Source organism: Dyadobacter sp. SG02 (assembly GCF_900109045.1).
In the GTDB taxonomy this organism is placed as follows: domain Bacteria; phylum Bacteroidota; class Bacteroidia; order Cytophagales; family Spirosomataceae; genus Dyadobacter.
Window position 1 is genome coordinate 121,140 of the sequence record NZ_FNYL01000001.1, and the last position, 26,724, is coordinate 147,863.

Consider the following 26,724-nt stretch of genomic DNA (forward strand, 5'->3'; position numbering starts at 1 on the left):
ATGCAGTTCATCCACTCATGGCATTTTAAACACTCTCTTATTCAACATTCACTCATTCAATCATTCAATCATTCAATCATTCAAAATTGAGCATCAATGAAATTCCGCAATTACCTCGAAACCATTGCCGGGGTGGGCATTTATCCGCTCATATCCTTGCTGATATTCTTCGCTTTCTTCGTCGGCCTGCTGTTTTATGTGTGGGGGCTGGATAAAAGGAAGCTCGACAAAATGCGCAGCATTCCGCTGAATGACGGCGTTGCGAAAAAGACTTTGCTATCCTTGCTTTTGCTCGGTTGCATTGCATTGCCCGCGTCCGCGCAGGAAGCTACTGAGCCGGTACGCGCTATTACCGGGCTGGATTTGATCCTGTGCGTGGTACTGGCCGCATTGGTTTTCATGATGATCCGGCTGGCGATCCTGCTGGTGTCGGCCTTGCAGCTGCTTAACAAAACCGCACATGCATCCAACCAGGAGCCTACCCACGTTTTCAGCACGCATTGGTGGAAGAAGTTCAGGGGTATTGGGGTATCGGTGCAGGATGAACGACAGATACTTATCGACGGCCATGATTACGACGGCATCCAGGAGCTCGACAACCGGATGCCTCCCTGGCTGCAATTCCTGTTCTATACCACCATTTTCATCGCTGTGGTTTACTCGGCCTACTATTTCAGCGGCCTGGGCGACCTGCAAATCGCGGAACTGGAAAAAGAAATAGCCGTTGCCGAAGTAGAAAAGAAAGCTTACATGGAAAAAGTAGGCGCCAGCATGGACGAAAATTCCGTGACGCTGCTCACCGACAAAGCCGGTGTGGAAGCGGGCATGAAGCTATTCCATGAAAAATGCACGGCCTGCCACGGTACCGAAGGTGGTGGCTCAGTGGGGCCCAACCTCACCGACGACTACTGGCTGCACGGCGGCGGCATTCACAATGTGTTCAAAGTGATTAAGTATGGCGTGCCGGAGAAAGGGATGATCTCCTGGGAGAAACAGCTGTCTCCTACCGACATCCAGAAAGTAGCGAGTTTCGTGCTTTCGCTCAAAGGCACCCAACCTGCCAATGCGAAGGAGGCGCAAGGCGAACTTTTCAGCGAAGCGACTGTGGCAGAGAAATAATCCTATGATGAAAGCGACTATCGAAACACGCCCCCTCTACCCCCAGCGCCCTTCCGGGCAATGGCATAACCGCCGCGTAGCATTCAGTCTGATCATTATCGCATTGCTGTTCGTCGTGCCGTTCGTACGGATCGGCGGGCAGCCGATGGTATTGCTGAATGTCATCGAGCGGAAAATCATGCTTTTCGGCGTGTTCATCGGGCCGCAGGATTACTGGCTCTTCGGGCTTACAATGCTCTCGTTTTTTGTATTTATTGTACTATTCACGACGGTTTTCGGTAGACTTTGGTGCGGCTGGGCCTGTCCGCAGACGGTTTTTATGGAAATGGTTTTCCGCAAAATCGAATACGCCATCGAAGGGGATGCCGGGAAACAAAAACTGCTGGACAAAGCTCCATGGACGACGGACAAAATCCTGAAAAAGGGTTTAAAATACTCCATTTTCCTCATCGTCTCTTTCGCGATCGCCAACCTGCTCCTGGCCTACGTACTGGGCACCAACGAGTTGTACAAGATCATTTCCGAGCCTGTCGCGGACCATATCGGGCTGTTTTCGGGCATTGTCGCATTCACCGCAATATTCTACTGGAACTTCGCCTGGCTGCGCGAGCAGGCATGCACGGTGGTATGCCCGTACGGGCGCCTGCAAAGCGTGCTGCTCGATCGCAATTCCATCAATGTCGCCTACGATCACGAGCGTGGCGAGCCGAGGGGCAAATTGCACAAAGGTACCGATCGTCCGGAAGGCGATTGTATCAATTGCTTCCAATGCGTGGCTGTGTGCCCGACCGGCATCGATATCCGCAATGGCACCCAAATGGAATGTGTGAATTGTACGGCATGTATCGATGCCTGCGATGCGATGATGGACAAAGTCGGCTTCGACAGGGGGCTCGTCCGCTATACTTCCGAGAATGCGATCGAGAAGAAAACCGCCGGAGTGATCACGCCGCGGACGTGGGGTTATGCGGCGGTATTGCTGCTGCTCTGGTCGGCATTGGGGTTCGTGGTGGCGACCCGTACCGATACGCAAACGACACTTTTCCGCGCGCCGGGCAGCCGTTACATCGAGAACGCCGACGGCACGATCAGCAACCTGTACACTTTCAAAATATTCAATAAAACCAACCGGATCATCAAACCCTCCATGTACCTCGACACCCCGCACGGAAAGCTTCTTTTCGCCGGATCGCCCGATCTGACGCTCGAAGCGGCGGGGATGTCCGAGGGAACTGTCTTCTTGATTATGCCCAAATCTGCATTAAAAAGCCGCAAAACGGTGCTGAAACTGTCGGTTTTACAGGGAAACCGGCAGCTGGAAACTTTTGAGACCACGTTCATCGCACCGGAAGAATAGTGTATTAACCTATCTTTTAAAATACCATGAAAATCAATTGGAAAGCCCTCATTGCCGCTGTTTATATCAGTTTTATATCCATGATACTGCTGCTCGTAAGTATGAGTGCCGGGCAAAAAATCGACCTTGTGACGGATCACTACTATGAAGAGGAGCTGAAATTCCAGGGCAAAATCGATAAGGTACAACGTGCGGCGGCATTGGCCGAGCCGTTGTCCTGGCAAATCACCGAAGACCGGTTGCAGCTCCATTATCCTGCTCATTTCGCGGATGCGGATGTTTCGGGCGAAATCCACCTCTACTGCCCGTCCGACAACCGCAACGACCGGCATTTCGCGATCCGTTCGAAGGACAATGCACAGACCGTCGCGTTATCGCAAATACCGACAGGACGCTATAAAATCCAGGTCGACTGGAAGAGCGGAAGTGAAACCTACTGGAACGAGGGTGTAGTGGTGGTTGATCACCAAAATCTTTAACCGATGATCACGGTCCTGTCCTACCTCGCCATTTCGATGGGACTCATCAGCAGCTTCCATTGCGTGGGTATGTGCGGGCCCATCGCGCTCGCATTACCCGTGCATAAGGGTACGCGTAGGCGCCGGGTCGCGGGCGTATTCGCGTATAATGCGGGGCGCGCACTCACATACGCGACGTTCGGGATGGCCATAGGTACGTTAGGGGCTTCGCTGGCTTGGTTGGGTGTGCTACGGTATGCTTCCATCGCGATCGGCATAGGAATGCTGGGTTATGTATTCTGGCCTTCCGGAATAGGGCAGCGATTGCATATGCCCGTGTTTTGGCAAAAAACAGTAGGCCGTTTAAAACAGATAATGGGTCTCTATCTCAAAAGAATCGATGTTACGGGCATGGTGCTTCTCGGAATGCTCAACGGCGCGATTCCTTGCGGCATGGTCTACATGGCACTCGTCAGTTCGGTCGCCACGGGCAGTACCTTGGGCGGCGCCGCGTTTATGGCGCTTTTCGGCGTGGGCACTATGCCTGGTATGCTTGCATTAGGTATTGCAAAGCAACGATTCACGCCGACACTCAGCACCCGCATTCGCAAACTTACGCCGGTATTGGTTGCCATTGCAGGGATCTGGCTCGTGGCACGCGGGGTAATGGCTTCCTATCACGACCATTCCAAACCTGCCATGGGAATCACAATCTGCCGCTGAACTACTTGAACAGCTTGGATAAGCGGGTTACCTTGCCGCATGAAAACTTACAAGGCCATTATCCAGCTCACTTCAGACGATCCCAAAGTCCATCGCAGTATGATCCGGCAAACCGGTAACCTGCTTGCACATTTGGACAAAACTGTCGATGTCCGTATCATCTGCCACGGTGCTTCCATGCCGTTTTGCGTCGCTGCCGACAATCCGTTTACCGACGAAATTCTTGGATTACTAAACCAGCATATCACCATCGCAGCATGCCGCAATATGCTGGTTGCCAACAATGTCGGGCCTGATGATCTGATAGCGGGTATCGAGGTCGTCCCGTCCGGGATTGCCGAACTCGTAATCCTGCAACAGGAAGGTTGGAGCTATGTAAAAGCCGGGTAGAAGTCTGTTTTTGATATGATTTAAATCATGTTTTCCCTTTCCCGTCCTGGGTAGTTTTGATCAATGATCTACATCAAAACATTGACCGATGGACAAGGACCTGCTTTTTAAATACAACATTCCGGGGCCGCGCTACACCAGCTACCCGACCGTTCCGTACTGGCAGAAAACACCTCCCTCCATGAGCAAATGGAAAGAACTGGTTCAGGATGCATTCACGGTGTCAAATCAAAAAGAGGGCATCAGCCTTTACATTCACCTGCCGTTTTGCGAAAGCCTCTGCACCTATTGCGGCTGTAACACGCGCATTACCATCAATCACAGGGTGGAAGACCAATACATCCGGGCCGTTTTGAAGGAATGGCGAATGTATTGCGAATTGTTCGGTCATGAAAAACCGGTGATCCGGGAGTTGCACCTGGGCGGCGGCACGCCTACGTTTTTCAGTCCGGCCAATCTGGTAAAACTGGTTAATGGTTTGCTGGAAAATGCATTGGTACACGAAGACGCCCGTTTCGGCTTCGAGGCGCATCCGGGCAATACGACAGATGAACATCTGGAAGCATTGTATGCTGTCGGTTTCCGTCGCATCAGCATTGGTGTACAGGATTTCAATCCGGTGGTACTGGCCATGATCAACCGGCACCAGACTTTTGAACAGGTAAAACACCTTACATTAAAAGCCCGCGAAATTGGGTATACGTCCGTCAACTACGACATCGTGTACGGCCTGCCTCAGCAGAAAAACTGCTCGATGATGGAAACGATGCTGCGCGTGATCCGCCTTAAACCCGACCGCATTGCATTTTACAGCTACGCCCATGTGCCGTGGATCAAACCCGGCCAGCGCAGCTATACCGAAAAAGACCTGCCCGACGCCGACCATAAAATCGCCATCTACGAAACCGGTCGCAATGCATTGGAACTGGCCGGCTATGAAGACATTGGCATGGACCATTTTGCCCTCCGGTCCGACGAACTCTACAAAGCCGCCACGCAGGAACGCCTGCACCGGAACTTCATGGGTTACACCGATACCCGCACGCAGCTGCTGATCGGCCTCGGCGCATCGTCTATTTCCGATTCGTGGTGGGGTTATGCCCAGAACGAGAAGAAAGTGGAAGATTATTACAAAAAACTCGCCGTCAACGAGCTACCCCTATTCCGCGGCCACGAGCTGAGCCGCGAAGACCTGATCCTGAGAAGGCATATCCTCCGGCTGATGACTTCCTTCGAAACATCGTGGACCAGCACTTCCGAAGTTTGTATGGAGCTGTACCAGGCGCTTGAAAGACTGTCCGAAATGGAGTTCGACGAGTTGGTGGAAATAGAGCCGTTCCGACTGAGGATCACTGAAAGAGGCAAGGCGTTCGTGCGTAACATGTGTATGGCGTTCGACGCGCGCCTGTGGGCCGATTTACCGCAAACGACCCTTTTCAGTCAAACAGTTTAACAATGAATTCTTGCGGTGTTCACCTGTGTCCTGTACTTTGGTATGTTTGATACGGATATTTTAATTCATACGCAGGTGATGACACGGCACATCGAGATGCTGGATGCACTGTTCAAGCACGCGACCGAAGGGATTGTTGTGGTGGACAAGCAGGCGAACATTGTAATGCTCAACCCCAAGGCCAAAGAGCTTTTTGGTTACGCCGACAGCGAGCTGATTGGCAGGAAAATCGAAACACTGATCCCCCAGCGGTTCAACCGGAACCATGTGGGCTACCGTGACGAGTACCTCGAAGCGCCCCGCGCCCGTGGTATGGGGCACATGATGGACCTTTTCGCACGACGCAAGGACGGCAGCGAGTTTCCCGTGGAAGTTAGCCTCAGTCCTTTCAAAACCAGCGACGGCGAGTTTGTGGTGAGTTTTGTGATTGACATTACTGAGCGTAAAAAGCAGGAAAGCCGCATTATCGAGGCCAATCTTGAAATTCAAAAACTGAATGCGGAGCTGGAAGAACGCGTGCAACGGCGCACCGAAGAGCTGGCCGCGGCGATCAAGCGTATCGAACAGTCGCAGGAAGAAGTGGTGCGGGCATTGACAAAAGAGCGCGAACTGAACAATATGAAGAGCCAGTTCGTGACCATTGCCTCCCACGAGTTCCGGACGCCGCTGGCGACCATCCTTTCCTCGGCGTCGCTCATAGGCCGGTATTCGCGCACGGAAGATGAGGATAAGCGGCAAAAGCACGTCCAGCGTATCAAATCGACCGTTACCAACCTTACCGAGATATTGAACGACTTCCTCTCCATCGGCAAGCTGGAAGAAGGTCGTATTCATTGCATCCCCGTCCTCACCGACCTCAACTCATTTTGCAAAAACCTGATCGAGGAGATCCGGGGGCTTTGCAAGGAAGGCCAGGAAATGTATGTAAGCTATGAAGGCGAGGCCAATGCGTGGCTCGACAAGCAGCTCCTGCGCAATGTGCTTTTCAACCTGCTTTCGAATGCGATCAAATACTCCGAATCCGGCAAATCGATTTTTCTGCGGGTGAAAAATTGGAGCGGGTTGATCCGCATTGAAGTCCAGGACCAGGGTATCGGCATACCCGAGCAAGACCAGGGCCATATTTTCGACCGGTTTTTCCGTGCCAATAATGCCGGCAATGCGCAGGGTACCGGACTGGGCCTCAACATTGTACAAAACTACATCGAACTGATGGGCGGCACCGTGCGGTTCCGGAGCGAGGTGGGCGCGGGCACTACATTTTTCGTAGAACTGCCCAACCGCGAGCCGGCAACCGTTAAAATCTAATCCTGACACAAACAGCAACCAACTTGGAAGCGAGAAAAATCCTTTTGATAGAAGACCATCCCGAGATGCGGGAAAATACGGCAGAGATTCTCGAACTCGCCAATTACCACGTGATCACGGCCCAAAATGGCAAAGAAGGCATACAACAAGCCGCACAGCACCACCCGGACCTGATCATATGCGACATTATGATGCCCGAACTCGACGGCTACGGCGTGCTGCATATGCTCGGTAAGGACGAGCGTACGGCATCCATCCCTTTCATTTTCCTGACCGCCAAAGCAGAAAAGGACGATTACCGCAAAGGCATGACCATGGGCGCCGACGATTATCTCACGAAGCCCTACGACGACGTGGAGCTGCTGAATGCCGTAGAGATGCGCCTCAAAAAGAGCGACCGGCTAAAAAAGCAGTTCGAACGCTCCGCCGAAGGCTTCGACCAGTTCATCAAGGAAGCCCAGGCGTTCGATCCGATTGTGAAGCTTGCGGAGGACAAGAAGGTGAAATTTTTAAAGAAAAAAGAAACCATTTATACCGAAGGCAGCTTTCCCTCACACGTGTTTTTTCTTCAAAAAGGGAAAGTCAAAGCCTATAAATCTAATGAGAACGGCAAGGAATACATTACCGACCTGCTAAAAGATGGCGAGTTCTTCGGTTACCTGGACCTGCTGCAAGGTGCACCTTACGAAGAAACGGCCATTGCATTGGAGAAATCCGAGGTGGCAATGATCCCGAAAGATGACTTTTTCAACCTGCTCCAGGGCAACCGCGAAGTGGCTTCGAAGTTCATTCGAATGCTCTCCAACGAAATCAAAGAGCGGGAAGAGCGACTGTTACAACTCGCCTACAATTCCGTTCGGAAGCGCGTGGCGCAGGCGCTCGTAATGCTTGTTCAGCGCTACCAGGAAGACCGTTCGAAACCATTCTCCATGGCCGTCACCCGTGAAGACATTGCCTCGATGGTAGGAACGGCCACCGAAACCGTGATCAGGACGCTTTCCGACTTCAAAGATGAGCGCCTCGTGGATATGAAAGGCAGCCAAATTACGGTTCTGGAGTATGAAAAGCTCGCGCGAATGCGAAATTAGTCCTGATTATTTCACCGATAATTAAGCCATAGGTTCCGGCCACTCATAAAATCGGGAAATTATGACGGTCCCGGCGCAAATTGGCCGTTAAAATCAATTTTGTAACCATTAATTCATCCGTCGACATTGCGCAGAAATACTTCGCTTGCTTTTCCTAGTTTTGGTGAACTAGTATTCAACAAATCATTGAACCTATGGAACAAATAGTACCTACCGAAGCACCAGAAATTGTGGAAGTCGTGCAGCTATTGCAGGACGCCGACGCGCCGAAAACTGCGGAAGCGATGGCAGCTGCGGAAGCAGCCAAGGCCGAAAAATTCGCAAGATTGCCTACCCTTGAGGTGCTGGTGGCTAGAATGATCCAGACAAACAGGGATATAGACGCGTACCGCAGAGGTGAAATAACATTAGAGGAACTTAACGCATTGGGAGTACGGTTTGTCTGAAATTTATCAATACCAATGTTTTGGAGACCTTTATAGATTTACGACGATACAAAATATCATCGTAGACGTTCACTTTTCCCTAGATGGACGGTGGTTTCCCGATGATCCCGAGATAAAAACTTATAGTTTCCTGATTAAAACGGATAGACCATCCATGGGCCTGGATATCCGGCTCAGAAACACTGTGCTGGATATCCTGGCCAGCTTTCTCAAAGATCATGATGCGATCATCATCTACTTTTGTGACCCATTCGACGGTAAGGGACATAAACGCTACGCAAAATTTAACAGATGGTTTAACATGATCGATCACCTGACAATTGAAAAACATGACAGGCAGGTAACCGTGTTAGATTTGAAAATTGATGAAAATGATCGATTGATCAGATCGGAAGTAGTGGTTTACGCCTCCATCCTACTGCGAAAAACACATCTGGACTACGAGGCGGCTATTCGTATCTTCCATTCAGGCGATATAGACAAGAGCGGGAAGGTGTGACAGCCTCTCTTCAATCGCCTCCAACTGCGCCATCATTTCCTGCCGGTACTCCACTGTCTGATTTGTTATTTCAGGGATCAGCTTTTTGTAATAATTAATGCCTTCCAGCAGGTTAGAGCGGAATTTTGTAAAGTATTTTGCTTTCTTATCGTTCAGTGCTGCCGCCTGCCGCCCGATGTCCTTTTTGAGATAATCCACGTACAGGTTCAACTCGTTGATGAACATATTCGGTCGCAGGTGGTTGCTCAGCAGGTCTATTTTCCCATAAATATGCCCTACCATTTCGTCCAGCGAGTAGATTCCTGAAAACCAGGCCAGGTTGGGGCCGGGACAAATCGCTACTGCGTTGTTTTCGCGTGGTTTGATCAGATGGTTTTTAATGAGCGCGGCAGTGCTCAGCCCGTCGCAAAGGCATAGTTTTTCAGTGACGGCGTCGATTTGCATTTGCAGGTCTGCCGGCCGGGGGTCGATCGCTTGTAATTGTTTGATTTTCAATTGCTGGTATTGGCGCGATGCCGTACAGATCGGCTCTTGGGTAAACTCGGTGTTTGAAACGAGGTAGCGTTTGTGGCAGGGACTACCGGGGCGGCCTTTTGCAATGCGTTCGAGGCGCTGCTTTTCGGCGGTGCTGTTTTTAAAATTATTGAAAAGAACGCCCAAAGGCGATGAGTCGCTCACATAATAGGCATCACTGTCAGCATCGGCCAGCTCGTTCAGTGTGGCTTTGTCTACATTGGTTACCTCCGGCACCAGCAGGAACGGGCTACCCCAGCCTGTCGCTTCGATGCCGTAATGTTTGAGCAAAAAGGCATTTTCGGCCGCGGTACCAATGCCTCCCTGCACGGATATGCGCGTATGGGGCACGTGTATGAGCGCAATCCCCCTGCTTTCGAGCGCGGGCCCGTATAGCGCGAGTAGCTCGGTAAACATTTCGGCGCGGCGATTTTTGAATTCTTCCAGCACGGGCCCAAGCAGATTACCCTCCGTCGCGAATGCATGTCCGCCGCAGTTCAGTCCCGATTCAATGCGGAATTCGGAAACCCAGATGCCTTTCTTGGCCAGAAACTTCGCTTGTATCAATGCCGAGCGGTAATCGCTTACTTTCAGGATCACCCTTTTGCAAAAGTTTCCCGTCTCATCCGGAAAAAAGTCGGGAAAAGCTTCCAGGTAGCTGTACAAATGCGGGTTCATTCCGGCAGAAAGCACGATCGAAGACGACAATCGGCTCATTGCAAAACCCCGCAGCGCGGCCATCGCATCGGTATAAATGTCGCCGAGCAGGTTACCGTCCGGATCGGTATTCATTTTATCGACCTTCGACATAATATTTACGTCTATACTTCCTGGCACCATTTGTTCACGCAATGCAGCCGCATGGGCATCCTTCTCAGCTCCGTCGCTCATCGTCAACATAGCTTCATATCTGATTTTCAGGACTGAGTCCTTAGGTAACAGACTGAAATAGCGATCAATATCATTCCCTGCAATGAAGGGCTGGCTTTTCAGGTTCTCAAACTCCTCTGTTACCATGCGGTGCATCAGGTCGAGGTAAGTGGTGATCCTGCGGGCCCGGTAATCGGGTTGAGATTTGGCGATAGGCGTATCGTCTTCGCCTCGCTGACGGGCATAATGGATGCGCATGCGCTCGATCAGCTCGTCATCGACAATGGAAGCGACCGAGGAAATGCCGTATTTGGCGACCTTAATGGGGGTATCGATGGAGTATCCGAGCCCGAGGACCGGGATATAAAAAGTATGCATATTCTGGATGAGGTATTAATAATTCATCCAAAAGTAGTCTCGCATCACCGCCTGAAAACTGACGCCGCTTAGCCAAGATACTGAGAAACGTCATACCGGTTCGAGTATCATTTCTTTTTGGCCTTCTGTGGCTTTGCAGCTTCCGCCAGCTCGTTTTCCTTCAAACGATATTCGACAATGCGTTTAATAAGGTCGAGCGGCAGCGGGTCTTTATCGGGTAATTGAAGCGCCGATTTGCTCATTTTGTATTTCGAGAGCTCGGTTTTGAACTCGTCGAGCAGTGCCTGGCTGTAAGGGTACGATAGCGAAATGTGGTTCGTCGCGCCCGAATAATAAATGAGAAACCCGAAATGCTTGTAAGCCGGGATCTGGTAACTGATCACCTCCTCTGCCTGCGGAGCCGCTTCCCGGATGGTTTTGCGAATGGCCGCCAGCCGCTCTTTTTTCTCACCCTGGAATGTATCCTGATATTCGTCTACGGATTTAAAATCTGTTTTTGCCATGCCTGTTCCTTATATGATGGGTAAATTTGTATTAAAAGACTTGTAAACCTGCGATTTAACCGGTTCGGGAATTTTATTTAAGTAACCGATTAAGTATTAAAATACATTCTTAAATTATCACACATTATCAGGCGTTACCTGCTCACTACCGACAATCTATTCCATGAAAAGCTTTTACATATTGATGCTGATTGCAGTGCCGGTGTTGTTTTCGGGTTGTAAAAAAGACAAAGAAGTCGGGCCGGGAGAAAAGCCCATCGACGGCCAGTTTCTGATATCGGCAAGGGTGCCGGGTGCCGCCAAAATAACGGTCGACAATGTCCGCAACTTCGTTCAGATTGTCCTTCCAGAACCTTTCGTTTCCGACATTGTCGACATCGAACTGGTCGTCTCGCCGGGAGCCGAACTGGAATTGAGTCCATGGACGCCACTTTACACACCAAGCCACGTTAAATACTATTTCAAAGGCCTGCCGCCGGAGCATTTTACCATTTCACGAAACGCTAAGAGTAACAGCAAATCATATACCGTATATGTTCAACACGAAGGCCCTTTGGCCGCCGAGCTTACTTCCAGCTTTGATCTTTACGCATCAGGAACAAATAATGCTGACGGGCTAGCGAAAATCCGGATCAAATCCGGCCTCGGTTCGCTACCGGAAACGCCGGATGGGGAACGGAGAATTACGCCTGTACTTGAAAACGGCTCGCGCAATGTGCATGCGGAAGGATTTTACGACGATGGGCTGGGCACAATTTTCTTCGAAAGCATTTTAGGCCTGCTAGATGCGGAAGGAACGACACTGAGCTTGAAATTTGGCACCAAAACCTTTCAGTTTCCAGAAAAATTACAACTAAAAAGAGCACCCGCCGTGCTGTATGTTCCGCTGCCCGACCGCCTTTTCAAAGTTTTCCCCAGCGGGCAGAATGCCGCATTCGATGGCGGTATATTTCTGGATTCTCAAAAATATACGCTAAAACTGCAAAATGACCCCGAAGGTCTGAATATCACCCTTCCCGCGGTCCCAAAAGGCGTCTCGACGCTCGAAACGCAGTTTCCCGCCAGCCTGCCCGACGGGCAATACAAGGTAGAATTTTTCGAAAATACACACATGCTCACGCGGGCCGCAATCGTTATCGCCCGGGATTCGACTATCAAGGCAATCGGGCAAGTGTGGACCGGTGGCCAAGGCATTCCGTGGGAGGAAATACAAAAAACGCAACCAGTAACCGTTACACGTGGACAGGAGCTTTTCGTGAATCCGTTTCCGGCGATTTTGGACGCTTCGACGCTACCATTCGATGACAAGAAGAAAGTCCCGGACCTTACATTAAAGCTAAATGGAAAAGTAACCCAGCTCCCGGCAACCGTCAAGGCTGATCCGCGGTATGCTGACAATTCGATGAGAATTTATTATGGTTCTTACCGGATTCCGGACAATTTATCGCCCGGCCTTTACGAAGCAGCGCTGGTTACCGGTTCAAAACAGCATTCATTGCCCTATTGGACCAAAATTGAAGTCCGCTGATTGCTAGTTATTCCACCTGTTTTCTCCTAAAACCACTCCTAAAACCGACAAAAACTCCTTCTCGGAAAAAGGCTTGCTCAATACACCATTAATACCGAGATCCGCATAAAAATCCTTGTCCCGGTCGGAAAGATCGCCGGTGAAACCTACCACCGGTATGGATGCTTTCAGTGGATCGGCATTGGTGCGGATTTGGCGGGTCAGTTCGGAGCCGTCCATTCCGGGCATATTGATGTCGGTAATCACCAGGTCGTAGGGCTGCTTCTCGAAAAGTTCGAGCGCGTCGTCGCCAGAGGCAACGAGGTCGTAGAAAAGACCATGCTTTTCGAGTAACCGGCTCATCAGGACGAGGTTCAGCTTGGTATCGTCGGCCACAAGCACTTTTTTGCCCTGCAACCGGACTTGTGTAACAGCGGGGGATTGCGTTTGAACAGGTTTCAGTTTTTCGGCTCCCCGCATCGGGATCGCCAGTCTGAACTCCGACCCTTTTCCCAAAACGCTATCCACCGAGATTTTGCCACCATGCAGCTCCACGATCCGCTTGCAGATCGCCAACCCCAGCCCCGTGCCCTGCTTTCCTACCGAAGGGCCATCGATCTGACTGAAATCTTCGAAAATTTCCTTCAAATGCTCCTGCGCAATGCCAATTCCCGAATCTTTAACCCTGATTTTGAGATATTTTTTTTGTCCCTCAGCACTTTCCAGATTTGCTTCCACCAACACTTTACCATGCGCCGGCGTAAACTTGACCGCATTACTCAGCAGGTTGATTACCACCTGCTTGATCCTGAATTCGTCCCCCAGAAGGCAGACCGACTGACCGATGTTAATTTTAGATATAATTTCAATATCCTTTTCCCCGGCGAGCACACTCATTAATGCCACTACTTCATTGATCAGCTCCACCGGGTTAAATGCCTGGTATTGCAGCGTCAGTTTGCCCCGTTCCAGCTTGGAAAAATCGAGCAGGTCGTTCACCAGTGTAAGCAAAATCCGTGACGAGGTTTGAATCGCTTCAACGCTTTCCTTCATCTGACCTTCGAGGCGATCGGAATCCATGAGCTGGGAAAACCCGATGATCGCATTCAGCGGCGTCCTGATCTCGTGCGTGACGTGCGCGAGGAATTCCCCCTTGTTTCGGGCCGTCTCTGTTGCCATCGCGGCGTATTTGACGATCGTAACGTCGTTGCGGTATAATTTGACGAGGTTACGGATGATGATGATCGTCATCAGCAACACCACAATAGCCCCTGCCCAAAATAGGTGGTTTACCTCCTCGAACTTATCGGAAGTTTCCGTCAACAGCAGCCTCCTGAACTCCCTCGCTTTTTCTTCCTCGGCTGCTTTCAGTGATTTAAGGGTCCATTGCAGATTAGCAAACAGTTCTCCATTGAGGAACAACAGCTTTTGTTCTGCTTCATTCAGTTGTCTTTTTACCCGATCGTATTCCTCGTAACGGCTCAAATCAAGTTCGCGTGCGAGCAGGTAAGGCATCACCAGCGAATCGCGCTGGATAATCACTTTCGTTTTTTGCTGGGTAACCTCTTCGTCCGGTTTGTTCTTGATCGCGTCGGCCAGCCGTTTGAAAAGCCCTCGTTTCTTCTTTTTAGGATCTTCCAAAACAATGGAATCCACCTTGGACGTCTTTTTTACGCGAATGGGCGGCGGCTTGGGTTTGGATTGCTCCTGCTGGATCTGTTCTGCACGCTGCACAGAGAGGGCAAAAAGGCTGTCGACCATGATTTTCATCCTGATAAATTCCTCGTTGCTCTCCCGCTTGCTCGCCATCAGCCCCGACAATCCCGAAGAATGGTTCGAACGCTCGGTTTCAAAATCGTTCAAAATATTGGCCACGGTTTGGAGCTGGCCTGTAAACGCCTTCAGATAAGCGGAATCCTGCGTGATGATAAAAAGCCTGCTGTTGTTCTCGGCCACATAGAGCAGCGAAATGCAGGTATCGACCTTCTGGTAGCCATTCATATCCTTGCGGAGCTCCTGGATGTTCTCGCGGATCGTCTGCGATTTGCCCCGCGTGAGCAGGAGCATGAACACAAATGAGCCCAATATGATAACCAGCAGGATGGTCCAGATAAAAAATGCCCTGGATAAGGTTCGGAAAGGTATTTTCATTATGTGTAAGTCTGTCGATTTACCCCTGCTTTCCTGGAAAACCGATATTTTGAGGGTTGTTTTAGACAAAGGTAAAAAAGCGGATACAAAACACTGCCATGCCCGTCGTCTATTATTTAGTTTACCAAACCTCAGTAATGAGTTACACTTGTTTGCTATCCTTACGTTTCAAGCCATGCCTTGAATGCAGGGGCCTTTTCCCTGCTCACGACCACCTCCTGAGAGGTTTGCGGGCGGAGTTCTATTTTTAGCTTACCATTAAAATAGGTGTGAATTTTCTGAATGGCGTTGATGCGGGCAATGAACTGGCGGTTGAGGCGAAAAAAATTCAGCGGGTCTACCAGCGATTCCAGCTCTTCCAGCTTGTAATCCACCAGATATTGCCGACCGTCGGTAGCTACGAGGCAGGCCATTTCATTGGCTGTGTAAAAATAGGCGACGTGTTCCTGGTTGACCGGGATCAACTGTTCCCCGTTTTTAACGAGAAACCGCGTTTTGAAAGGGCGCTTGGTCATTTCAAGACTATCGAGCAGCGTTTCCACCTTCCTTGCATAAGCTTTGGGCGAAAAATCCTCCCTGATATTCTCATATTTCCGGATCGCCTCCGCCAGTTCGGGGGCCTTGATCGGTTTCAGGAGATAATCGATGCTTTTGACGCGGAACGCCTTGATCGCGTATTCGTCGTACGAAGTGGTAAAAATGATCGGGCTATGCGCGGGAAATTCCTCGAATATCTGGAAACTCAGGCCGTCGGCCAGCTGAATATCGGAAAAAATGAGGTCCACCGGCTCCGCATTCGCGAACCATTTCCGGCCTGCTTCAACGCTGTCGAGCACAGCACACACTTCCATGCGCGGATCGAGCTTTTTGATCAGCTTTTCCAGCCTTTCCGCTGCCGGGTATTCGTCTTCAATAATCAGTATTTTCATAGCAATCGGGCGGCAACCGCCCCGGTGTCATTATTTATTCTGCCAGCTGCCCCAGCAGCGGGATTTTCACTATAAAGCGCACTTCATCGCGGGTAACTACCACTTCCCGGTCGGTCAGCAGGTTGTACCGGTTGATAATATTCTGCAACCCCACACGCGTCGACTTTTCGAGAATGGTTTTCTCCGAAATGTTATTCTCGACAGCCAGATACCCGCCGTTTTCCTCCCGGATCGCGATATGCAACGGGTTCTCGCGCGAGGCCGCATTGTGTTTGATCGCATTCTCGATCAGCATTTGCAGGCTCAGTGGCGTAACATGCTGTGTCAATGCAGCCGGGGAAAGGTGTTTTTCGACCTGCAAATTTTCCCGGAAACGGATTTTATTCAAATACACGTAAGCATCCACAAACGCTATTTCCTCACTCAGCATCACTGTGTTTTTGTTGCGGCTCACGAGCACATACCGGTACACGTCCGACAACCTTTCGAGGTAATCCTGCGCGGCGGTATTCTCATCGTCAATCAACGCCGCGAGCGTATTCATACTATTGAACAGAAAATGCGGGTCCAGCTGATTTTTAAGCACTTCCAACTGCGACTGCACATTTTCGCGCATCAGCGCTTCCGTTTTCCGTACATTCATTTTCCAGGCATCAAAAAAGTAAACCGCCTCATAAACCAGGTAAACGATCACCGTAGGCACAATGCTGATCCGAAAACCCATTGCGAGCGCGCTCACATGGTAAACCGGTTTGTAATAAAGCTCATCGAGCAGCAACGATACCAGGAACACATACGCTACCGCCAGTACCGCCTCCGCAGCCACCCGCCTGCCCGTCTGCCCGTATTCCGGAAAAATGCGGCGCATCCAGGTGATAATGTGCCGGTTGCCTTCCCAGAATGTGAGCGTCAGCAACGTAGAAAAAAGCACGCTGAGAAAGAAATGCCGGCTTAGTTTCAGGAATTCGTCGAAGTTGATCATCAACGCAATGGCTATTCCCATGAGCGGGATGCCAATGATCCGCCATTTCCTGTCGTTGAGCGTATAAGCCTTTTCTTTCATCGGAAGTGATTTGGCGGTCAAACTAATCGTTTACCCGCCAAATTTCAATTAAAATGTGTACCTGAAATAAGGTACCGGGAAAAACGGCTGTTGGTATTGGTTTACGAGCTCGTTGGTCCGCGGGTTATAGGTTTGCTGAAAAATGTTTTTGCGGGCGGTTACGTTCTGCAAGTCCATCGAAAACTCCATAGTGCTCCGGCGCATTTCGCGGCGGTAGGAAAAGCGGATATCCGTCCTGAAATAGGCACTTTGTCGGAGCGAGTAAGCACGGTTTTCGTCGTAAACAGCCGCGCCTCGCACCCGCGACGCGCCCAGGTTAAGCGGCGTGATGTATTTGCCACCTACGAGCGACGTCTTGATATTGGCGCTCAGAATGTTGCTGGCACCAAACCGGAACTCTTTCCCTCCGAGCACATTCAGTACATATTTGGTGTTGAAGGCGGTATTGCGCTCCACTTTATCGCTGCCTTTATATTTCGAATCGAACAATGAAGTCGTGAAGAGGAAATAGTAGCCTTTGTTAAAATACCTTTCCAAAGTAAGCTCGACGCCCATATTGCGGCCAGAGCCCTGGTTCACCAGGCTATCGCGATCCGACGGACCGAAAGAGGCGCCCATATTCAATGCGGAATAGGTAGACGCCCGCCGCTCAACCGGCACGTCGAGCAAATGCTGATAATATGGCTCGATTTTCAACAACAGGTTTTCAGTCAACCGGTTCTGATAGCTCAGCACAAAGTGGTGGCTTTTGGTAAAACCCAGGTCCTTGTTCGTCCGCACCGGCCCCGACTCGCCTGGCGTTTGTACAAAATAGGTGTAAATATTCTGCGCCTGACTATTCAAGCCGTAGCCGACACTTACCGATTGCCCTTTGCCGAATGCATACTGCAACCCTGCCCGAGGCTCGACAGCCACATGATTATTCAAATTATAATGCTGAAAATGAAGGCCGGTTGTAAAGATCAATTCCTGCGTAACACGATATTTCCATTGCGCATACGCCTGCGTGAGCACTGTTTTCTCTCCACTCACATTGGCGCGGATGGTGTCGATCTTCCCGCCCTGGTAAAGCGAGCGGCTGTATAAATCGAAGTCGAGCAAATCCACCGTTACACCTCCGTAGAGACTGCTTTTTGCATTCATTTTATGCCTTACATTCAACACCGCCGAATATTTGGAAGTATTGTATTTCGCTTCGCCGCTCAGAAAAGCCTCTCGCGCCGGATTGCTGATGGAGTCCCCGCTGAACCGCTCGCGCGTGGTGCTCATGCCTAATGTCAGTTTCGCGAAAGTTTTGGGAGTAAGATTGTGTTCATAGGCCAATCCGAAAATGTGGGTACCGTATTTCACACGCATATTCGTGTTTTCGGTGCCGTACATATTGCTGAGCGTCGTATCCACCTCATTGCCGAGGAAATTCACGTCGCTGCTGCCGGTTATGCCAAACAGCGTCAGTTTCCCCTTGGTACCAGTCGGCACGGCTACTTTGAAGTTCAGGTCCTGGTAATCGGGAATGGCTGTACCGGTTCCGAACTGCAAACCAAGCGCTTTGAAGAGTCCGAGCGTGGAATAGCGGTAATTCAAAAGGAACGACGCCTTGGAATTTTTGGAAAACGGTCCTTCGGCACCCAGTTCAAAACCGTTGAAGCCTACCTGCCCCATCAGTTCATGTTTCTGATTATTGCCTTCGCGGAGTTGCAAGTCAAATACCGCCGCGAGGGCATTACCGTACTGAGCCGGAAAGGCGCCGGTAAGAAAGTCGGATTTACCGAGGACGTTGTTGTTCAGCATGCTCACCGGCCCACCAGTGGCCGCGAACGAGCCGAAATGGTTAGGATTGGGGATATTCAGGCCTTCCAGCTGCCATAATGTGCCCGACGGCGAGTTTCCGCGGACTACGATGTCATTCCGTGAATCGTCGCCCGACACCACCCCCGCAAAGTTAGCCGCCATCCGCGACGGATCGCCCAGCGCACCGGCATACCGCTTGGTATCGTCCACATTGAACGACCGCCCGCTTACCAGCGATAGTTCGTTATTGGTTTTGGTCTTGTCGTTCTTGCGATCGGCCGTCACTACCACTTCGTCGAGATTCTGCACCGATTCGGTCAGGGTTACATTCAAAACAACCTCTTTACCAGCCGTCACCACAATATTGGACAGTCGCTGCGGCTCATACCCTACCATCGTAATCTGAAATGACTGACGTCCCATCGGTACGCCGTCAATGCTGAAATCACCCCGAATATCAGTTATCGCACCGACGGGGCTTGCCCCGGCCTCCCGGATCAGCAGAATCGACGCCCCGATCACCGGCGATTTTGAAACTTCGTCGCGGACATTCCCGCGGATTGTCTGCGTGCCTTCCTGTGCGTAGAGGTTGGCAGCGAAAAGAAATGTCATGGCTAATAGTAATGCTTTCATTGGCTAAATTTTATGAATTGATGCATCAAAACTCTCCATAACACCTTGTGTTTGAAATACCGGGGGCGGCCAACCGTACGGATTTCAGGGTGAAGCGGTGGCAGGGTTCGGGGAATCGTTGACGGCATTCCCCGAGGCGCACCATCAAACTTATTTGGACTTATTATAAACAAAGGATTATATTTGCCTCATCGATTCCGCTCGCGCCCACGATTGCATGACTGCCAATACTACCGATAACGCTCCTTTCCGGATAGACGAAACGTCTTTCAAGCAGATCTATCTAGCCCATTGGGAGAAGGTGTATGCGGTGTGCTACAACACCGTCCGCGACCCGGAGCCTGCGAAAGGAATGGTGCAGGAAATCTTCAAATCGCTTTGGGAACGGAAGGACGAGCTGGAAATTACCACTTCCGTAGAGCGTTACCTGCTCCGTTCCGCCAAATTCAAGGTTTTCGAATACCTCCGAAATACGAAATCCCGGAAGGAACACAATGAGATCGCATTTGCAGACTACTGCGACCGCACGCATTGCACCGAAAACGACATTCTCTATAACAACCTCAAAAGCAAAGTCGACGACCTGGTCGACACGCTGCCGTGCCAATGCCGGCGCGTCTACAAAATGAGCCGTGAAGAGGGCCTTAGCAACAAGGAAATCGCCTCAGCACTGCTGATCTCCGAGCGGGCCGTAGAGTACCACATTACCAGGGCGCTCTCGACACTCCGCGCCAACCTCACTGAATATATGCACTAGAATCGCCGGTGCGGCTTACGGCTAAACTCAATTTATGCTACTTTTACTTTCAGGAAGCATCACCAACAGAACTGTGGAGTACTTGAATGAAGATCAGTAAAGAACTTATTGAAAAATACCATCATGGCCGCTGTACCGACGAGGAAAAGGCTGCGGTGGAGGGATGGCTGCTGAGCGACGATGCCGACGAGACCGTGGAATGGAGCTTGCCCGATGAAAAATTGGCATTGCAATCCGAAATGTGGAACGAAATCGCGGCTGTACTCCCCTCTTCGGCTGAAACTCCCAAAGCCAGGCCCGTGATCGTGCGTTCACTTTGGAAGCCGGCTGTTGCGGCTTGCCTGCTCGCCCTACTGGGATCTGTACTTTACAGTTTGAAACATGAATCCGCCACGCAGGAAGTCATTGCACTCAACAATATCTCCGGCACAGAGAACAAGGCGCTTCACGAGAAGGAATTTACCCTATCCATTGCACCGAAAAGCAATGTAGCCATTAACAGTAAAACCGGTATTATGGATTTCTGCGGGGCCGTGCTGATCAACCCCAAGGAAGATATCGAACTCACTTTTCAAGGTACTTGTGCCAATCCTGCCCAGAACAGGGAGAAGGTTTCGCTTAAAAAAGGGCAAAACTATATTGCGCTTAACTATGGTGGCAATGCGCAGACGGGCGAAGTAATTGTCGTCGAGGAAGGGGCTATGGCAAGCCTTCCGCCGCTCGTTTTCAAGCAACTCATGCATCAGTTCAATATCTGACCTAACTCATGATACATCGTTACCGGAGTGTTATCCACTTCGTCATTTTCGTGTTGCTTTCCGTTGTTCTGCTACCGGGTTGCCGGGAGAAATCCGGTGAAAAACAGCCCGATACCCAAAAGAAATACAGCATCTATGCCATGATGAAAAATGGCAAAGAATACATCCTTCAAACCGATTCGCTCGCTTCTGGTGAAATAAATCCTGAAAAATCGGGTGCGCTGGTCGTACCGGCGCCGCTTTACTACGAGCTGATCGTGCGCGAGGGCCGGTATTACAGCATTGATCGCCGGAGAAGTTCGTTTGTGCGATACAAGATTGTCAACGACGAATTTGTGAGGGATACGTCCGTTGCTATTACGGGGTTTTCGTCGGTAGAAAACTATAACTGGTTATCGCGCGATTCGTTGATGATCCTCGGCTACGACGAGGACGCAAGGAAAGTTCGTTATGTCAAAATCGATGTCCGCAACCTCAGCATTACCCAGGGCACGGTGCCCATTCCCACGCCGTTCGGCAACTATAACTGGCTGTCCATCGGCTTTTCGCAGTTTCTCGAAAACAAATTGTACATCGGCTACTGCTACCATACCTACACCCTCGACAATTATACCACGGGCGACACCATTTATACAGCCATCCTCGACTACCCACAGCTGACACCGCTGAAAACACTCAAAGACACCCGCTCCGTTTATCCGGGCGGTGTGAATACGCGGCAAAGTCATTCATTCGTGACCGAAAAGGGTGATTTCTATTTCATCGCCTGTCCGGGAATAGCGTCAGGAAATTATCCGGAAAAGCCTACCGGCATATTCCGCATTAAAAAGTCTCAGGAAGAAATCGACCCGGATTATTTCTTCAATATCTCGGCGTCCCCTATTAAGAACCACGGCTACGGATTTTGGTATGTCGGAAACGGCAAAGCCATCGTCAGAACCGAACGCAAAGGGCTTTACACCGGCATGAAGGACCATTACAAAGTTCCCCATTTCGATTTTTACCTGCTCGACCTCGAAAAGCAGACAGCCCACCGCCTGCCATTGCCTCTCGACAAGGGAACCTCGCGCCAATGTGTGCTGGTTGAGAAAGGAAAGGTATACATTACCGTTAATTCGGGAAATGAGGGGTGCTACGTATGGCTCCTCGACCCGGAGACCGGTTCTTTGAAAAAGGGATTGAAATTCAGTGATGATACTGAATATATTTTGCGGTTAGAGCGGCTGACGGAATAGTGCGCCGCTACGCGTTCCTGATTTCTTCCCGAGTAAGGCCCGTGATCTCCGAGATTGTCTCAATATCAAAGCCTTTCGCTTTCATATTTCTTACAATTTCCAACTTTCCTTCTTCGCGGCCTTCCTCTCTCCCTTCCCTGATTCCTTCCTCAATCCCCTCCTTCATCCCCTCCTCTCTCCCCTCCCGCATCGCTACCTTTTTCGCGTACTCGTCGGAATTCTCATTATCCCATTTCACTTTCAAATATGCATCCCACGCCATCTTTTCTTGCTGATTTAGGTTACAAACTTCCGCTATTCTGAAAACTTTATCATAAACAGGCTCTTTCAAGACTGCCGGAACATTATCCAATTTACTCAAATTCTTCAACAAATACAGCCACCTGTCCAGCTCGGTCACGAGTTCCGATTCCCGCTTCGCAAAACGAGGCATTTCGATGAATGTCAGGCCAAATTTATCATAAAAGACCTGCCCGTTGCTCCTCTTGATTAACCTGATTTCGTGCAGGTAATCGTCATCAGCCGAATCTTCAAAACAAAAATCCATCAAACCAATCAAATACACCGGTTTAAGGTCATATTTCCAGTTCGCTGCACCTGCCTCCACCTGATCGCGGATCAGCGAGGCTGAATAGTACAGGCACCGGTCTTTAAAATATTCCTGTCTGACGCGCTGCACTTCGATAATGAATTGCTCCCCGTCTGCTCCCGTGCAACATAAGTCGAAAATAGCCTTACGGAATATCGAAATCTGGCCGCTGTTTTCATTTTGGTTGAATGTCAGATCTGCGATATGTCTTTCTCCGGCGAAAAGCACATTCAAAAAATCGATCAAGATGTCCTTACTGGCTTCCGAACCGAAAATCCGTTTGAAGCCGAAGTCTGAAAGCGGATCGATGAATCGTCCGTAAGGGATTTCATGTATTTTCATAGTGTGTCCTGACGGAGGTTCTTAGCCTCCGAATTTATATGAAAGCATACCCACTCTCCCTACACAATGATCATACAGTAGCCATTTTTTACCAAACGGCCTTCGGTAAACGGGCGATTGGGCTACTCATTTCAAAAGAGAGAAATCCTCCTTTACAAAACCTGGCGAAATAAGAGTTGGTATTCCATGAACATTCTCAAAAAAATCAATGCATGGCTGCATTTGTGGCTGGGACTTGCGTCCGGAATTGTGGTAATTATAGTTGGCTTTACCGGCTGCATTCTCGTCTTTGAAAGTGAGCTGGAAGTGCTGACCATGAAGCACCTCCGCGCCCCGAACCCGGAGAACAAGGCGATGTTGCCGCCGTCGGCACTCTGGAAATCGGTCAAACAAGCGTTGCCTGAAAAGGAAATCCACAGCGTATGGTACCATGGCGAAGGCCAGACCGCCCATTTTAGCCTCAATTCGGACTCGCTGGTGTACGTCAATCCATACACCGCGGAAGTAGTGGCGATGGTCGATCATGAGGACTTCTTCCACTTTATCCTCGACGGCCACACCAGCCTCTGGATCGAAGGAAAACTCGGGACCGGGATCGTCAGCTATGCTACGCTGATATTCTTCATCCTGCTCATCACCGGCATGGTGCTTTGGTGGCCCAAAAAGTGGTCGAAACCGGAACGGGACAAGGCATTGAAAATCAAATGGCGGGCGAAGTTCAAGCGTGTCAATTACGATCTGCATAATGTGCTCGGCTTCTATTCGCTCACCATTGCATTGATATTGACCATTACCGGCCTGATTATGGGTTTTCAATGGTTTAATAAAAGTTTCTACTGGATGGTTTCCGGCGGGCAGGAAGCTCCCCGTTACGAGCGGGCGTTTTCAGATACCACGCAAAACCTGCCACTTGCGAGCCTGGCGAAAGTCGACGCGGCATGGCGGAAGGGCGTTACCGAAATCGGGGTGCTGAATAAGGAAGCCATCATCGTTTCCTTTCCCGAAAAGACTTCCGAACCGATCGATCTCTGCACCGATATGCATAATGGCTCCTGGCGCTATGTATACCTCGATCAACACACACTGGAAGAGCTGCCCGCGAGCCAGCCGCAGATCTCCACGCTGGACATGGCCCAGTGGCTCCGCCGCACCAATTATGCCATGCATGTAGGCGCAGTGGGTGGAATGCCTACTAAAATCCTGTTTTTTATTGCCAGCCTGATCTGTACCAGTCTGCCCATTACCGGCTTTTACATCTGGTGGGGCAAGAAGGCGAAAACCAAAAAGCGGAGCAAAACATTGTCAACCACGTCCCAATTTTCGGTTTCTACCGGCAAAGCCTGATATTTACATTCGAATGCATTTCATCAACCCCTAAATTTCCCGCGCTGCCGCTCCGGGATGCGCTTTCACGAACATGAAGTTTCAATACAGTTTCCGTTTCCTCCTTCCTTTTCTGATTAGCCTGCTGATCGGTCAAACCAGCTTTTCACAAACGTTGCCGGGCTACCTGATCAAAGGGACGCTCATTGACTCTGCTTCTTCCAAAGCCATTGAATTTGCCACGATCAGCATTCTCGATGACCAGCAGCAGGTCATCGCGCTTACTTATTCCGATGAGAATGGTTATTTCAAATCCACAGACATCAAAACGGGCTCTTATTTCCTGAACCTCTCATTTGTTGGTTACCGCCAGAAGCGTCTCGCATTTACGATCACATCCGCCAGTCCTTATGATTTTGGGACAATAAAACTGATTTCGGACGTAAAACAGCTGGACGCCGTGACGGTTACGGGCATGAAACAACTGGTGGAGCAACAACCCGGCATGCTCATTTACAATGCGGAAAAGGACATCAGCAATATCGGTGGAACGGCAGCGGATGTGCTCCGCAAAGCACCCATTCTGAATGTAGATGCCGCAGGCAATGTAACCATGCGCGGGAATTCCAACCTGCGGATTCTAATCAACGGAAAGTACTCCGGCCAGATGGCCCGCAATGCAGCGGACGCATTGAATATGATGCCCGCGGGATCGATCAAATCCGTGGAAGTGATCACCAGCCCCTCTGCACGTTACGATGCCGAAGGTGCAGCAGGGGTTATCAATATTATCACTAAAAAAGGCAACCAGAGCACAAGCGGCACCATCGAGGTAGTGGGTGGGAACCTGGAACAGGCCATTAACCCGCGCGTTGCCGTGAACCGCGATAAGTGGAATATCAGCTCCACGCTGCATTTACACAGGTTCCGAAACAAAGAATTGTCGAACGTCGATCGTACTACCTTTGAAAACGGCGTAGAAACCGGCAAAGTGCGGCAGGAGATCGTGCGCGACAATGCCAAACCGCACAGCTCGGGCGATGTGCAGATCGAATACCTGGCCGACAGCACCAATGTCTTCAACTTTTCCGTGAATGGCTGGCTCGGCAACTGGCCGCAGAACAGCGAGCAGCACAATAGCCGACTCACGCCTGACGGACAAGTAATCGACCAGTTTTTCCAGTCCGTCAAAACCAAAGCGCCCAACAAAGGCATCGACCTGAATTTGGGTTATACCAAAAAATTCAGGAAACCGGGCGAAGAACTGTACTTAATGGCACAACACAACCGCTCGATCGACGACTTCAACTACAATGCTATCCAGCGTGACGATGAGCAGTTCCTCATTTACCGCGAAATCAATGATAACACTACTCATAATCGCGAATGGACGTTCCAGGGCGATTACATTCTGCCACTCACGCCGTCGGGCAGGCATGCATTAGAAAGTGGTGTGAAGGCGATATTGCGTAATGTGAGCAGCGATTATCAAGTGCAGGCCAGCGAAAACGGCACACCCGATAACCTAAGTATCATCCCGTCCCGCACCGACCGCTTCGATTACCGCCAGGATGTGCTCGCGGCTTACAGCCAGCTCAAATTCAAATGGAGCAGCGGCTGGGCCCTGCACGCAGGCGCACGCATGGAAGGCACTTTCCTCGAAGGCGACCAGCGTGATGCCGGCGTACATTTCACGAGCAACTTCTGGAATTTCGTGCCCAGCGCAACGATTTTCAAGAAGCTCGATGCGAACAACAACCTCACATTAAGCTACACGAAACGCATTTCGCGGCCGTCGATCTGGGATCTCAACCCCAACCGTGACAGCCAGGACCCGAAGAATATCGTCGTCGGTAACCCGTCGCTGAAACCGGAGGAAGTGAACCAGGTGGAGTTTACCTATGCGTTGCAGACGAATTCCGACCTGTTTCTGAACATCTCGGCATTTGGCAGAAAAACCAATAATTCCATCGAAAGCATTGTCACGATGGATGCGGAAGGGGTGGCCACTACTACCAAGCAAAACCTCGCCTCGAACGCGCAATACGGTATCAACTTCTCGACGTCCTTCTCGCTATTGCCCGACTGGAAGATCAATAGCAACGCCAACATTCGTCAGGCACGTTACAAAAGCGGCGCGCTCGGGATCGACAATAAGGGAATGGCTTGGGGACTCAATCTCAATACGAGCCTGAAACTGCCCAACAATTACAGTGTCCAGGCATACGGCGACTACGACGCCCGCAGCATCGAGCTGCAAGGCTTCGAAGGTGCGTGGTTGTATTACAGTTTTTCAGCCAAAAAAGAGCTTCCCGCACGCAAGCTCACGATCACGCTCACGACGGTAAGCCCCTTCGGTGCCTATCGCCCGCAAAAAGAGGTGGTAAGTTCGCCGGAGTTCTATTCGATCACGCGTAACCAATACCTGATGCGCTCGGTAAAACTCTCGCTCAACTGGGAGTTCGGCGGGCTATTCAAGCAAGGCTCGGGCCGGAAGATCAGTAACGACGACCTGAAAAACGTCAAACAAGGCGGTTAATA

Annotated in this window: 23 protein-coding genes; 16 read left to right on the forward strand and 7 right to left on the reverse strand. The window is 50.5% G+C overall.

From position 1 onward, the window contains the following. The first annotated feature begins 96 nt into the window (after positions 1-96). The 10 genes from BMW93_RS00475 to BMW93_RS00520 all read left to right on the forward strand — a co-directional run bounded on the left by BMW93_RS00475 (position 97) and on the right by BMW93_RS00520 (position 8,841). A complete protein-coding gene (locus tag BMW93_RS00475; RefSeq protein ID WP_090373237.1) occupies positions 97-1,119 on the forward strand; it encodes a cbb3-type cytochrome c oxidase N-terminal domain-containing protein in 1,023 nt (340 codons plus the stop codon). Positions 1,120-1,123: 4 nt separating this feature from the next. Then, complete coding sequence (gene ccoG / locus BMW93_RS00480; RefSeq protein WP_229240111.1) at positions 1,124-2,476, forward strand: cytochrome c oxidase accessory protein CcoG; 1,353 nt, start codon at positions 1,124-1,126, stop codon at positions 2,474-2,476. A 26-nt stretch (positions 2,477-2,502) separates the two neighbouring features. After that, positions 2,503-2,955 carry a FixH family protein gene (locus tag BMW93_RS00485; RefSeq protein WP_090373239.1) on the forward strand — a complete coding sequence of 151 codons (453 nt, stop codon included), beginning with the start codon at positions 2,503-2,505 and terminating at the stop codon, positions 2,953-2,955. Between the two features lie 3 nt (positions 2,956-2,958). Beyond that, on the forward strand, positions 2,959-3,657 hold the full coding sequence (locus BMW93_RS00490; protein ID WP_229240112.1) for a sulfite exporter TauE/SafE family protein: 699 nt from the start codon (positions 2,959-2,961) through the stop codon (positions 3,655-3,657). Between the two features lie 39 nt (positions 3,658-3,696). Beyond that, positions 3,697-4,047, forward strand: a complete 351-nt coding sequence (locus BMW93_RS00495; RefSeq protein ID WP_090373240.1) for a DsrE family protein — start codon at positions 3,697-3,699, stop codon at positions 4,045-4,047. An 88-nt stretch (positions 4,048-4,135) separates the two neighbouring features. Beyond that, positions 4,136-5,500: an oxygen-independent coproporphyrinogen III oxidase gene (gene hemN, locus BMW93_RS00500; protein ID WP_090373241.1), complete on the forward strand. Its 1,365-nt coding sequence runs from the start codon at positions 4,136-4,138 to the stop codon at positions 5,498-5,500. A gap of 78 nt (positions 5,501-5,578) precedes the next feature. Continuing rightward, positions 5,579-6,808, forward strand: coding sequence for a PAS domain-containing sensor histidine kinase (locus BMW93_RS00505; protein ID WP_229240113.1), 1,230 nt, complete (start codon positions 5,579-5,581; stop codon positions 6,806-6,808). Positions 6,809-6,831: 23 nt separating this feature from the next. Beyond that, a complete protein-coding gene (locus BMW93_RS00510; protein WP_090373243.1) occupies positions 6,832-7,896 on the forward strand; it encodes a response regulator in 1,065 nt (354 codons plus the stop codon). 194 nt (positions 7,897-8,090) lie between these two features. Further along, positions 8,091-8,342, forward strand: coding sequence for a hypothetical protein (locus BMW93_RS00515; RefSeq protein WP_090373244.1), 252 nt, complete (start codon positions 8,091-8,093; stop codon positions 8,340-8,342). Between the two features lie 154 nt (positions 8,343-8,496). Continuing rightward, positions 8,497-8,841 (forward strand): DUF6169 family protein, encoded by a 345-nt coding sequence (locus tag BMW93_RS00520; RefSeq protein WP_090373245.1) that lies wholly within the window; start codon positions 8,497-8,499, stop codon positions 8,839-8,841. Here the strand turns inward: BMW93_RS00520 and BMW93_RS00525 are convergent. Then, positions 8,809-10,602 (reverse strand): hypothetical protein, encoded by a 1,794-nt coding sequence (locus BMW93_RS00525; protein WP_090373246.1) that lies wholly within the window; start codon positions 10,600-10,602, stop codon positions 8,809-8,811. The genes BMW93_RS00520 and BMW93_RS00525 overlap by 33 nt on opposite strands. Before the next feature lie 107 nt (positions 10,603-10,709). Further along, on the reverse strand, positions 10,710-11,105 hold the full coding sequence (locus BMW93_RS00530; RefSeq protein ID WP_090373247.1) for an iron chaperone: 396 nt from the start codon (positions 11,103-11,105) through the stop codon (positions 10,710-10,712). 163 nt (positions 11,106-11,268) lie between these two features. Here BMW93_RS00530 and BMW93_RS00535 point away from each other — a divergent pair, with 163 nt between their 5' ends. Further along, a complete protein-coding gene (locus BMW93_RS00535; protein WP_143061553.1) occupies positions 11,269-12,633 on the forward strand; it encodes a hypothetical protein in 1,365 nt (454 codons plus the stop codon). Positions 12,634-12,636: 3 nt separating this feature from the next. Here the strand turns inward: BMW93_RS00535 and BMW93_RS00540 are convergent, their stop codons facing one another. The 4 genes from BMW93_RS00540 to BMW93_RS00555 form a co-directional block, all read right to left on the reverse strand. Then, a complete protein-coding gene (locus BMW93_RS00540; RefSeq protein ID WP_229240114.1) occupies positions 12,637-14,763 on the reverse strand; it encodes an ATP-binding protein in 2,127 nt (708 codons plus the stop codon). 161 nt (positions 14,764-14,924) lie between these two features. Continuing rightward, a complete protein-coding gene (locus tag BMW93_RS00545) occupies positions 14,925-15,692 on the reverse strand; it encodes a LytTR family DNA-binding domain-containing protein (protein WP_090373249.1) in 768 nt (255 codons plus the stop codon). Positions 15,693-15,726: 34 nt separating this feature from the next. After that, the gene (locus tag BMW93_RS00550; protein WP_090373840.1) at positions 15,727-16,755 is read right to left on the reverse strand and encodes a sensor histidine kinase; all 1,029 of its coding nucleotides are present in this window, start codon (positions 16,753-16,755) and stop codon (positions 15,727-15,729) included. Between the two features lie 48 nt (positions 16,756-16,803). Then, positions 16,804-19,179, reverse strand: coding sequence for a TonB-dependent receptor (locus BMW93_RS00555; protein ID WP_090373250.1), 2,376 nt, complete (start codon positions 19,177-19,179; stop codon positions 16,804-16,806). A gap of 217 nt (positions 19,180-19,396) precedes the next feature. On the opposite strand from BMW93_RS00555, the gene BMW93_RS00560 reads away from it, so the two are divergent. From BMW93_RS00560 to BMW93_RS00570, 3 genes are all read left to right on the forward strand, one after another. Then, on the forward strand, positions 19,397-19,936 hold the full coding sequence (locus tag BMW93_RS00560; RefSeq protein ID WP_090373251.1) for an RNA polymerase sigma-70 factor: 540 nt from the start codon (positions 19,397-19,399) through the stop codon (positions 19,934-19,936). An 86-nt stretch (positions 19,937-20,022) separates the two neighbouring features. Then, complete coding sequence (locus tag BMW93_RS00565) at positions 20,023-20,694, forward strand: hypothetical protein (protein ID WP_090373252.1); 672 nt, start codon at positions 20,023-20,025, stop codon at positions 20,692-20,694. Between the two features lie 8 nt (positions 20,695-20,702). After that, positions 20,703-21,929: a DUF4374 domain-containing protein gene (locus BMW93_RS00570; RefSeq protein ID WP_090373253.1), complete on the forward strand. Its 1,227-nt coding sequence runs from the start codon at positions 20,703-20,705 to the stop codon at positions 21,927-21,929. A 7-nt stretch (positions 21,930-21,936) separates the two neighbouring features. On the opposite strand, the gene BMW93_RS00575 is transcribed toward BMW93_RS00570, so the two are convergent. After that, entirely contained in the window at positions 21,937-22,860 is a 924-nt protein-coding gene (locus BMW93_RS00575) for an Rpn family recombination-promoting nuclease/putative transposase (RefSeq protein WP_090373254.1), read from the reverse strand. A 186-nt stretch (positions 22,861-23,046) separates the two neighbouring features. Here BMW93_RS00575 and BMW93_RS00580 point away from each other — a divergent pair, with 186 nt between their 5' ends. Then, on the forward strand, positions 23,047-24,204 hold the full coding sequence (locus BMW93_RS00580) for a PepSY domain-containing protein (protein ID WP_090373255.1): 1,158 nt from the start codon (positions 23,047-23,049) through the stop codon (positions 24,202-24,204). 73 nt (positions 24,205-24,277) lie between these two features. After that, positions 24,278-26,722 (forward strand): TonB-dependent receptor domain-containing protein, encoded by a 2,445-nt coding sequence (locus tag BMW93_RS00585; protein ID WP_090373256.1) that lies wholly within the window; start codon positions 24,278-24,280, stop codon positions 26,720-26,722. Positions 26,723-26,724 lie beyond the last annotated feature (2 nt).

Coding starts and splice junctions, on each gene's coding strand:
- BMW93_RS00485 (WP_090373239.1), top strand. CDS start 2,503: ATGAAAATCAATTGGAAAGCCCTCATTGCCGCTGTTTATATCAGTTTT.
- BMW93_RS00520 (WP_090373245.1), top strand. CDS start 8,497: ATGGGCCTGGATATCCGGCTCAGAAACACTGTGCTGGATATCCTGGCC.
- ccoG (WP_229240111.1), top strand. CDS start 1,124: ATGATGAAAGCGACTATCGAAACACGCCCCCTCTACCCCCAGCGCCCT.
- BMW93_RS00490 (WP_229240112.1), top strand. CDS start 2,959: ATGATCACGGTCCTGTCCTACCTCGCCATTTCGATGGGACTCATCAGC.
- BMW93_RS00565 (WP_090373252.1), top strand. CDS start 20,023: ATGAAGATCAGTAAAGAACTTATTGAAAAATACCATCATGGCCGCTGT.
- hemN (WP_090373241.1), top strand. CDS start 4,136: ATGGACAAGGACCTGCTTTTTAAATACAACATTCCGGGGCCGCGCTAC.
- BMW93_RS00525 (WP_090373246.1), bottom strand. CDS start 10,602: ATGCATACTTTTTATATCCCGGTCCTCGGGCTCGGATACTCCATCGAT.
- BMW93_RS00515 (WP_090373244.1), top strand. CDS start 8,091: ATGGAACAAATAGTACCTACCGAAGCACCAGAAATTGTGGAAGTCGTG.
- BMW93_RS00505 (WP_229240113.1), top strand. CDS start 5,579: ATGACACGGCACATCGAGATGCTGGATGCACTGTTCAAGCACGCGACC.
- BMW93_RS00535 (WP_143061553.1), top strand. CDS start 11,269: ATGAAAAGCTTTTACATATTGATGCTGATTGCAGTGCCGGTGTTGTTT.
- BMW93_RS00550 (WP_090373840.1), bottom strand. CDS start 16,755: ATGAAAGAAAAGGCTTATACGCTCAACGACAGGAAATGGCGGATCATT.
- BMW93_RS00560 (WP_090373251.1), top strand. CDS start 19,397: ATGACTGCCAATACTACCGATAACGCTCCTTTCCGGATAGACGAAACG.
- BMW93_RS00575 (WP_090373254.1), bottom strand. CDS start 22,860: ATGAAAATACATGAAATCCCTTACGGACGATTCATCGATCCGCTTTCA.
- BMW93_RS00530 (WP_090373247.1), bottom strand. CDS start 11,105: ATGGCAAAAACAGATTTTAAATCCGTAGACGAATATCAGGATACATTC.
- BMW93_RS00545 (WP_090373249.1), bottom strand. CDS start 15,692: ATGAAAATACTGATTATTGAAGACGAATACCCGGCAGCGGAAAGGCTG.
- BMW93_RS00475 (WP_090373237.1), top strand. CDS start 97: ATGAAATTCCGCAATTACCTCGAAACCATTGCCGGGGTGGGCATTTAT.
- BMW93_RS00585 (WP_090373256.1), top strand. CDS start 24,278: ATGAAGTTTCAATACAGTTTCCGTTTCCTCCTTCCTTTTCTGATTAGC.
- BMW93_RS00540 (WP_229240114.1), bottom strand. CDS start 14,763: ATGAAAATACCTTTCCGAACCTTATCCAGGGCATTTTTTATCTGGACC.
- BMW93_RS00570 (WP_090373253.1), top strand. CDS start 20,703: ATGATACATCGTTACCGGAGTGTTATCCACTTCGTCATTTTCGTGTTG.
- BMW93_RS00495 (WP_090373240.1), top strand. CDS start 3,697: ATGAAAACTTACAAGGCCATTATCCAGCTCACTTCAGACGATCCCAAA.
- BMW93_RS00580 (WP_090373255.1), top strand. CDS start 23,047: ATGAACATTCTCAAAAAAATCAATGCATGGCTGCATTTGTGGCTGGGA.
- BMW93_RS00555 (WP_090373250.1), bottom strand. CDS start 19,179: ATGAAAGCATTACTATTAGCCATGACATTTCTTTTCGCTGCCAACCTC.